The organism is Lysobacter sp. M15, assembly GCF_022662515.1.
Lineage (GTDB): Bacteria > Pseudomonadota > Gammaproteobacteria > Xanthomonadales > Xanthomonadaceae > JAKPBU01.
In genome coordinates this window covers 109,522-117,460 of sequence record NZ_JAKPBV010000009.1, presented here as the reverse complement: position 1 = coordinate 117,460, position 7,939 = coordinate 109,522, and the positions used below count along the sequence as shown (strand labels likewise).

General features: G+C 68.5%; 9 protein-coding genes. 4 read left to right on the top strand and 5 right to left on the bottom strand.

Annotation, left to right across the window (positions count from 1 at the left end):
* The first annotated feature begins 112 nt into the window (after positions 1-112).
* Positions 113-1,630, top strand: coding sequence for a M28 family metallopeptidase (locus MC380_RS08090; RefSeq protein ID WP_242164058.1), 1,518 nt, complete (start codon positions 113-115; stop codon positions 1,628-1,630).
* A 114-nt stretch (positions 1,631-1,744) separates the two neighbouring features.
* Here the strand turns inward: MC380_RS08090 and MC380_RS08085 are convergent, their stop codons facing one another.
* Positions 1,745-2,218 (bottom strand): Lrp/AsnC family transcriptional regulator, encoded by a 474-nt coding sequence (locus MC380_RS08085; RefSeq protein WP_242164056.1) that lies wholly within the window; start codon positions 2,216-2,218, stop codon positions 1,745-1,747.
* A gap of 121 nt (positions 2,219-2,339) precedes the next feature.
* Between MC380_RS08085 and phhA the strand changes: the two genes are divergently transcribed.
* Both phhA and MC380_RS08075 read left to right on the top strand, forming a co-directional pair.
* The gene (gene phhA / locus MC380_RS08080) at positions 2,340-3,242 is read left to right on the top strand and encodes a phenylalanine 4-monooxygenase (protein ID WP_242164054.1); all 903 of its coding nucleotides are present in this window, start codon (positions 2,340-2,342) and stop codon (positions 3,240-3,242) included.
* 115 nt (positions 3,243-3,357) lie between these two features.
* A complete protein-coding gene (locus tag MC380_RS08075) occupies positions 3,358-3,690 on the top strand; it encodes a hypothetical protein (RefSeq protein WP_242102113.1) in 333 nt (110 codons plus the stop codon).
* 26 nt (positions 3,691-3,716) lie between these two features.
* Here MC380_RS08075 and MC380_RS08070 read toward each other — a convergent pair whose 3' ends face one another.
* Together MC380_RS08070 and MC380_RS08065 are read right to left on the bottom strand one after the other, a co-directional pair.
* Positions 3,717-4,412 (bottom strand): YafY family protein, encoded by a 696-nt coding sequence (locus tag MC380_RS08070; RefSeq protein ID WP_242164052.1) that lies wholly within the window; start codon positions 4,410-4,412, stop codon positions 3,717-3,719.
* Positions 4,413-4,512: 100 nt separating this feature from the next.
* The gene (locus MC380_RS08065) at positions 4,513-5,712 is read right to left on the bottom strand and encodes an NIPSNAP family protein (RefSeq protein ID WP_242164050.1); all 1,200 of its coding nucleotides are present in this window, start codon (positions 5,710-5,712) and stop codon (positions 4,513-4,515) included.
* A 136-nt stretch (positions 5,713-5,848) separates the two neighbouring features.
* Here MC380_RS08065 and MC380_RS08060 point away from each other — a divergent pair, with 136 nt between their 5' ends.
* On the top strand, positions 5,849-6,598 hold the full coding sequence (locus MC380_RS08060; RefSeq protein WP_242102116.1) for a 2OG-Fe(II) oxygenase: 750 nt from the start codon (positions 5,849-5,851) through the stop codon (positions 6,596-6,598).
* 35 nt (positions 6,599-6,633) lie between these two features.
* On the opposite strand, the gene MC380_RS08055 is transcribed toward MC380_RS08060, so the two are convergent.
* Positions 6,634-7,065, bottom strand: a complete 432-nt coding sequence (locus MC380_RS08055; RefSeq protein ID WP_242102117.1) for a response regulator — start codon at positions 7,063-7,065, stop codon at positions 6,634-6,636.
* A complete protein-coding gene (locus tag MC380_RS08050; RefSeq protein WP_242102118.1) occupies positions 7,058-7,843 on the bottom strand; it encodes an ATP-binding protein in 786 nt (261 codons plus the stop codon). The genes MC380_RS08055 and MC380_RS08050 overlap by 8 nt, the downstream gene beginning before the upstream one ends.
* Positions 7,844-7,939: the final 96 nt, after the last annotated feature.

Sequence of the window (7,939 nt, the reverse complement as noted above, 5' to 3'; positions counted from 1 at the left end):
GTTACGCCTCCCGGGGGGGGGGGCCGCGGGGGCGCGCGGGGCGCGGGGGGGGGCCCCCGCGGCCGCGGGTCCCGCTGCGGCGGACAGCGCCCAGGCCCGCATCGAAGCCGATGTGCGCGCCCTCGCGGACGATGCGATGCAGGGGCGCGAAGCCGGAACCCCGGGCTACGACAAGGCCGCCGAATACGTGGCCGGGCGGATGCGCGCGATCGGCCTGCAGCCGGCTGGCGACGGCGAGTCGTTCTTCCAGACCGTACCGCTGCTCCAGGCCCGGCGCGAACAGGCCGGTGCGCGCCTGGCGATCGTCCATCCCGATCGCACGGTCGCGCTGCGCTTCAAGGACCAGTTCCTGCCGGCGCTGAACTTCGAGCAGGCCCGCGCCGAGGTTTCCGCGCCTGCGATCTTCGTGGGCTTCGGCGTGCATGCGCCGGAACTGCGGCACGACGATTTCGCCGGGCTGGACGTGAAGGGCAAGGTGGCTGTGCTGTTCAACGGCGCGCCGGCGCGCTTCGATCACGACCGCCGCGCCTACTACAGTTCCACCCGCGAGAAGCTGCGTGCGCTGGCCGAGCGCGGCGCGGTGGGCGCGGTGTTCGTCAATACCGCGCAGGAAGAGGCACGCACCCCGTGGGCGCGCAGCGCGGACAACTGGCGCAAGCCCGGCATGCGCCTGCGCGGCAAAGACGGCAAGGGCATCGACACCTTTCCCCAGCTTGCGGTCGTGGCGAGCGTGCCGGCCACAGCGGCCGACCTGCTTTTCGACGGCAGCGACCACCTGTCCGCGGAACTGTTCCAAGCCGCCATCGACGGCACGCTGCGCGGCTTCAAGCTGCCGGTGACGCTGGAGCTGGCCGCGCACACGACCATCGAGCCCGCGCAGTCGCGCAATGTGGTCGGCAAGCTGTCCGGTCGCGATCCTGCGCTGGCCGGCGAACATATCGTCTACACCGCGCACCTGGATCACCTCGGCGTCGGCGCGCCGGTCAACGGCGATCCGATCTACAACGGCGCGCTGGACAATGCGCTGGGCGTGGCGATCATGCTGGAAGCCGCGCGCGAACTGGTATCGGCGGCGGACAAACCCAGGCGCTCGTTGCTGTTCGTCGCGGTGACCGCAGAGGAGAAAGGCCTGCTGGGGGCCGAGTGGTTCGCCACCCATCCCACGGTGGCCTCGGATTCGCTGGTGGCCAACATCAACCTGGACATGCCGGTGCTGCTGGCGCCGAGCACCGACGTGGTGCCGATCGGGGTGGAACATTCCTCGTTGAAGGGTACGCTGGAGACGGCGGCGAAAGAGGTCGGCGTTCTGTTGACGCCAGATCCGTTCCCCGAGGAAACCATCTTCGTGCGCAGCGATCAGTATCCCTTCATCCGCGCCGGGATTCCTGCCGTGTATCTGCTCGGCGGCACCATCAGCGCCGACGGCACACGCCACCCCAGGCTGGCCTTCACCAAGTTCCTGCGCGAGCACTACCACCAGCCCAGCGACCAGGCAGACCTGCCGATCGCCTATCGCGACGCGGCGCGCCTGGCCCGGCTCAATGCGCGCATCGGGCGCATCGTCGGCGACGCCGCGGCGCGGCCGACCTGGAATCGCGGAGATTTCTTCGGTGACAAATTTGCGAAGTAGCGCGCCCGTGGGAGCGGCTTTAGCCGCGAATGTTTTTCGGCTGTCTGGTTGGTTCAGGCACGAAGGCAATCGCGGCTAAAGCCGCTCCCACAGCAGGATGCGGGGATGGGATGGTCACTGCGGCAGCGGCATGCCGCCGAAGGCCTTGACCGTGCGCAGCACGAAGCTGGAATTGACGTCGGCCACGCCCGACTGGCCCAGCAGGCGGTCGAGCAGGAAGCGCGAAAAATGGTCCAGATCGCGCACGACGACCTGCAGCAGGTAGTCCATGTCGCCGGTCAGCGCATGGCAGGCGACCACCTCGTCCCATTCGTTGACGAAGCGCGCGAACGCGGCCACCGCCTCGGCGTCGTGCCGGCTGAGCTGCACGCGGACGAAGGCCTGTAGCCCCAGGCCCAGACGCTCGGCGTCGACCTCGGCGCGGTAGCCGGCAATGATCCCGTCGCGCTCCATCCGCTGGACCCGGCGCAGGCAGGCCGAAGGCGACAGGTGCGCGCGCTCGGCCAGCTCCGCATTGGTCAGGCGGCCATTGCGCTGCAGCTGCGCCAGCAGCAACAAGTCGGTGCGATCCAGCGTCGATTCGGCCATGTCGGGCGGGTTTCCATGGTTACGCGCAAGAATGTTGCGCCACAAGCGGCATAAAGCGCAATCTTGCAACCATGTTGTGCCGGCGGCGCGCTAGATTGCAGTTATCTCCGGGAGCACGTCCATGAACCAGCCGCGCCGCGTCGAGAACCTGCAGACCGACAAGGGCAAAGTGCCGGTGTACGCCACCGGCGTCATCGAACAGCCGTGGGGCGACTACAGCGCCACCGATCACGATGTCTGGCGCCGGCTCTACCAGCGTCAGCGCGAGGTTCTGGTCGGCCGCGCCTGCGATGAGTTCCTGCAGGCGCAGGACACGATGGGCATGACCCCCGACCGGATCCCGAAATTCTCCGACATGAACCGGGTGCTCGGCGACGCGACCGGATGGCGGCTGATCGGGGTGGAAGGCCTGCTGCCGGAGCTGGATTTCTTCGACCATCTGGCCAATCGGCGCTTCCCGGTCACCTGGTGGATCCGCCGCCCCGACCAGATCGACTACATCGAGGAACCGGATCTGTTCCACGATCTGTTTGGTCACGTGCCGCTGCTGATGAACCCGCTGTTCGCCGATTACATGGCGGCCTACGGGCGCGGCGGGGTGAAGGCGCACGGGATCGGCGCCGATGCGCTGCAAGCCCTGACCCGGCTGTACTGGTACACGGTCGAGTTCGGGCTGATCAAGCAAGGTAACGGCCGCCAGGCCGATGGGCTGCGCATCTATGGCAGCGGCATCGTCTCCTCCAAGAGCGAATCGATCCACGCGCTGGAAAGCGATGCGCCCAACCGGATCGGTTTCGACCTGGAACGGATCATGCGCACGCGCTACCGCATCGACACGTTCCAGAAGACCTATTTCGTCATCGACAGCTTCCAGCAGCTGATGGAAGCCACCGCGCCGGACTTCACCCCGATCTACGCGCGGCTGGCCGAGCAGGGGTCCGTGCCCGCGGGCGAGGTGCTCGCGAGCGACACCGTGCTTCATCGCGGCAGTGGCGAAGGCTGGGCGACGGACGGAGACGTCTAGCGGATTTCCCGCCGCGTCCTCGCCCCAGCGACAGCTGAACGGCTGTCGCGGCCGGTCACCGGGCAGTCACGCCGGGCTTCCGAACATGCCCTTCCCGCCTTCTGCGAGCGCCGCCATGTTTCCCGACGCCACTCCGGTTCCCCATGCGGACGAGCTGCTGCATGCGCTGGCGCTGCTGGACGAGACCCTGTCGCAGGTCCGCCGCGCGGCCGGCGGGGGCAGTTCACCGGAATTCGACAAGCTGCTGCTCGGGCACCTGCGCAGCCTGCGCGCGCTGCTGGGCGGCGAGTCGGTGACCTTGGTGGAAGACGTGGTGGAGGCGGCGCAACGCGTGCTCGACGCCGCCGAGCCGTCCGCGCCGCTGATGATGCTCGACATGAGCCAACGCACCCTCACTGCCACGTTGCAACGTATGGCGACCACGCAGCTGCAATCGAGCGCGGCCTGAGGCCGCCGGCACCGGGAACCGCGCGCCTAGCGTTCGTCCGGCTCCGCGCCGACCGATCTCAGATACGCCTCCAGCCCCCGCGTCCTGTCGTCCTCGAAGCTCTGCCCGGTCTCGGCCAGGGTCGCGATGCGGTCGGGCCGAAAACTGCGGAAGTCCGCGCGCAGGCGGCACCAGGCGCCCAGGGTCCAGCTGCCGCCCCAGAACGCGAGGCATAGCGGCTCGACCTCGCGGCGCGTGACCGCCTCGTGCTGGTCGCGATAGTCGAGCAGCAGCACTGTGCGCGCCTGGATCGCGCCATGCAGCCGGTCGATCAGGCCGGTCGCTTCGATGCGATTGGGCAGTTCCGGCGCGAAGATCCGCGTGCGCCGGCCGCGCTCGCGCAGGTCCGGCGGTAGCACCGCATTGATCTTCAGCAGGGCCGCGCGGGCCCCCCTGCCCAATCGCTCGCCGCCGAACGCGCGCACGAAGCGCGTGCCCACGACCAGCGCTTCGAGTTCATCGGCGTTGAACATCAGCGGCGGGATGTCCGCGCCCTTGCGCAACACGTAGCCCACGCCGGCCTCGCCCTCGATCGGCACGCCCGACAGCTGCAGGTCGGCGATGTCGCGGTACACCGTTCGCAGCGACACGCCCAACGTCTCGGCGATCCGGCGCGCGGGCTGTGCGGACCGGCGTCCACGCAGTGCGTGGATGATCAGGAATAGGCGGTCGGCTCGGCGCATGCGGCATGATCGGATGGCTCCGCTGCAGGTTCAATCGACTTTCGCATTGCCGCCAGCCGGTCATGCCTGCTCCAATCATGCCTGTTCCGATCATGCCGGCTCAACGCAGTTCCGAGCGCGCGGTCGGCACCAGCCGCAACATCTGTGGTGGCGCGGTCAGGCCATCGCCCAGCGCCTGGGCCCAGGCCGGGCTCGCACGCAGCGCCTGCAGATGCGTATCCATCTGCGCCACGTCGTCGAAGCGTGCGATCCAGACGAACACGCGCACGTCTTCGCGCACCGGCAGGCGGGGGAACGTATTGGCGCTTGCGTCGGTGACGTAGCGGGCGATGAGGTTGGCGCCATGCTGCTGCAGCAGCGGTGCGAGCTGGCGATCGAACCGCAGGGCGAAGCCCAGTTCCGCCGACGCGTCCAGCGAGCATATCCCCAGGCACAGCGCGCCGGCCGACGCGGCAGCACCGATGGCAGGGCGAGGCGCCGCCGTCGGCATCAGGCCCGCGTCGGCAGCGGCCGCGCGCAACAGCAGCACATTGTCGCTGTCGATCATCGTGGCATTGGCCTGCTCGCGATGGCGTTGCCACACCGGGCCGAAGTAGAACGCCTGCAGCGCTTCGCGCCGCGCGTCCATCGATGCAAAGCCGCGCAGCCAGACAAACCGGTCCGGATCGTCCAGGTCACGGAACTGGCCGATGACGTGCATTCCGACCGCTTCCTGGGTCTCGACGAATTCGCGCTCGAACAGCTCGATCAACACCTCGCGCTGGCCCGGCTGGAGCGCGTACTGGCGCAGCTCGATCACGTTGTCCTCGTGCACCAGGCGCCCGTCGTCGCCCAGGAGCCGGAACCACATATGCCAGTTGGTTTCCCAGGTGGCGCCGTCATCCACCGAGAACGCCTGTTGCCAGTGCGCACCGTGGGTGCTCGCGTGGCTCCACTCGAAGCGCACGCGCACCGGCTGTCCCTGGTGCACATCGTTTCCATAAAACGTGCCCACGCCGTTCTCGAAGCGTCCGGCGACCGGTGGATCGAGCCTGCCGCTGCGGTTGCTGGCCCAGTGGATGCGCCATTCGGACGCGGCGGGGTCGTACAGCCGCAGGGCCAATCCTTCGTAGCCGCCGTCCCAGTCCGTGTGGAACTCCTCCAGGTTGCCGACCCCGCCCAGCAGCGGGCGGCATTCGTCCTGCGCCTCGAACAGCTCCCAGTCGCTGCTGCCGGCCAACCGTTGCCGCAGGCGCTGGTTGTGGACCTGCCAGCGGCCATGGATGAAATCGAAGTCGTGGCGTCCGTCGCGTGCGGGCATGGATCGGTTCCGGAATTGATTGGGGACGGGGCCGGCCAGGGCCGGGATCGCAGCGTGCGCCCGGGCTGCTGCCAACCTGCTGTCAGCAGCCGGCTGGCTTCGGCGAGAATGTCCGCTTTCCCGCACAGGAGTGCCGATGCCCACGCCGGCGCCGAGTTCCCCGAGCCGCGATCCCAGCCCGAGCCTGGCGGACTTCATCGAGGTCTATCCGCGTGCGCTGGATGCGCAGACCTGCGCGGCGATCGTGGCGCGCATGCGCCAACGCAGTGACGCCCTGCAGCCGGGGCGCGTCGGAGGCGGCGTGTTTCCGGAACTCAAGCACAGCCGCGACGTGCAGATCACCGGCAATGCGGACTGGCGCGACGTGGACCAGTCGCTCAACGTGGCGGTGTATGCCGGCCTGCTGGCCTATCTGCGCAAGTATCCGCAGGCGCTGATCGCGCCGCTGATGCTGCAGAAGCCGGGCGTGGACGGCGCGCCCCGACGCCTGTCGGCCGAAGACGTGTCCGCGATGGACGACGCCGGCCTGGGCGAACTGGTGCGCACATGCCTGCGCCCGGGCGCGATCAATCTGCAGTGGTACCAGGCCGACGAAGGCGGCTATCCCTACTGGCACTGCGAGCTGTATCCCCGCGATGCCAGCGGCGAAACCCTGCATCGGCACCTGCTATGGACGATCTACCTCAACGACGCGTTCGACGCGGGCGAAACCGAATTCCTGTTCCAGCAGCGCAGGATCAAGCCGGCGGTGGGCGACCTGCTGATCGCGCCGACCGCCTTCACCCATACCCATCGCGGCAACCGTCCCGGCGGCGGAGACAAGTTCATCGCCACCAGCTGGATCCTGTTCCAGCGCGCCGAGCAGCTGTTCGCGCCGCCGCGCTGACCTCAGGCGGGGCGGGCTCGGCTTTTCGCCAGTGGCTACTCGGGCGGATGGTTCAGCACCAGCCAATACAGCCCCACCTGCTTGACCGCCCATACGAACTGTTCGAAATCGACCGGTTTGCGGATGTAGCTGTTGGCGCCGAGCGCGTAGCTGGCATCCACGTCGAAGGGTTCGGTGCTGGTGGTGAGCACCACCACCGGCAGGCTGCGCGTGGCTTCGTTGGCCCGGATCGCCTGCAGCACCTCGCGACCGTCGACCTTGGGCAGGTTGAGGTCGAGCAGCACGATCGAGGGCAGCTTGGCCGGATCCCGGCCGGCATGCGCACCGCGCGCGAACAGGTAGTCCAGTGCCTCGACGCCGTCGCGTACCACCTCCAGGCGCGAGTCCAGCTTGGCTTCGGAGAAAGCGATCCGGGTCAGTTCGACATCGTCCGGATTGTCTTCCACCAACAGAATGTCCTTATCCACCGCTGGGCGCTCCTTCCTGCATGACCGGCAGTTCGACATGGAACACGCTGCCCGCGTCAACCGCCGACTCGGCGCGGATGCGTCCGCCGTGCCGCTGCGCGATGCACTGGGCGATCACGAGACCGAGGCCCGCGCCGGACCCTTCATCGACCCCGTGCAGCCGCTGAAAGGGCTCGAACAGCTTGCCGGCGTACTGCATGTCGAAGCCGACGCCGCGGTCGCGCACCCGCAGCTGCACGATCTCGCCGATCCGTTCGCCCTCGACGTCGATCTCCACCCGCTCGCGTGGCGCAGAGAACTTCCATGCGTTATCCATCAGCTGGGCCAGCATGCGCTTGAGGTAGTGCTCGTCGCCCTGCACGGACAGGCCAGGGCGCACCTGGATCTGCGCGGCGCGTCCTGGGTGGGCGTCCTGCAGCTCGGCGCCGACCCAGTCGGCGAGCATGCTCAGGTCCACCTGCTCGAACCGGAGCGGTGCGCGACCGGCCGAGGAAAGTTCCTGCAGCGAGTCCAGCATCGCGCCCATGCGCGCGGCCGAATCGCGGATGCGCTTCAGGTAATCGCGCCCGGCATCGTCGATGCCGCTGGCGTGCTGCCCGGCCAGGACCGCGAAGCTGTCGATCGCGCGCAGCGGGGCGCGCAGATCGTGCGCCAGACCCTGCGAAAGCGCGTGCTGCTGATGGAGCTGCGCTTCGAGAGCGGCTTCGGCCGCGCTCGCACGCGCTTCGGCGTCCGGCAGCGTGCCGGCGGCGGCCTGGTTGTGGGTGGGGTTGCGCATGACTCGAGGGTCCGGGGTTACCCCGCGTGCCGGCCAGTGTCCAAAGCCATGTGTGTAGGTCAGGTGGACGCAGGGTCAAGCGCCTGCCCCCCTGTT

Excerpts from the sequence above, each read along its gene's own strand:
- MC380_RS08070 (WP_242164052.1), bottom strand. The coding sequence starts at position 4,412 with ATGCGCCGAGCCGACCGCCTATTCCTGATCATCCACGCACTGCGTGGA.
- MC380_RS08085 (WP_242164056.1), bottom strand. The coding sequence starts at position 2,218 with ATGGCCGAATCGACGCTGGATCGCACCGACTTGTTGCTGCTGGCGCAG.
- MC380_RS08050 (WP_242102118.1), bottom strand. The coding sequence starts at position 7,843 with ATGCGCAACCCCACCCACAACCAGGCCGCCGCCGGCACGCTGCCGGAC.
- phhA (WP_242164054.1), top strand. The coding sequence starts at position 2,340 with ATGAACCAGCCGCGCCGCGTCGAGAACCTGCAGACCGACAAGGGCAAA.
- MC380_RS08060 (WP_242102116.1), top strand. The coding sequence starts at position 5,849 with ATGCCCACGCCGGCGCCGAGTTCCCCGAGCCGCGATCCCAGCCCGAGC.
- MC380_RS08065 (WP_242164050.1), bottom strand. The coding sequence starts at position 5,712 with ATGCCCGCACGCGACGGACGCCACGACTTCGATTTCATCCATGGCCGC.
- MC380_RS08075 (WP_242102113.1), top strand. The coding sequence starts at position 3,358 with ATGTTTCCCGACGCCACTCCGGTTCCCCATGCGGACGAGCTGCTGCAT.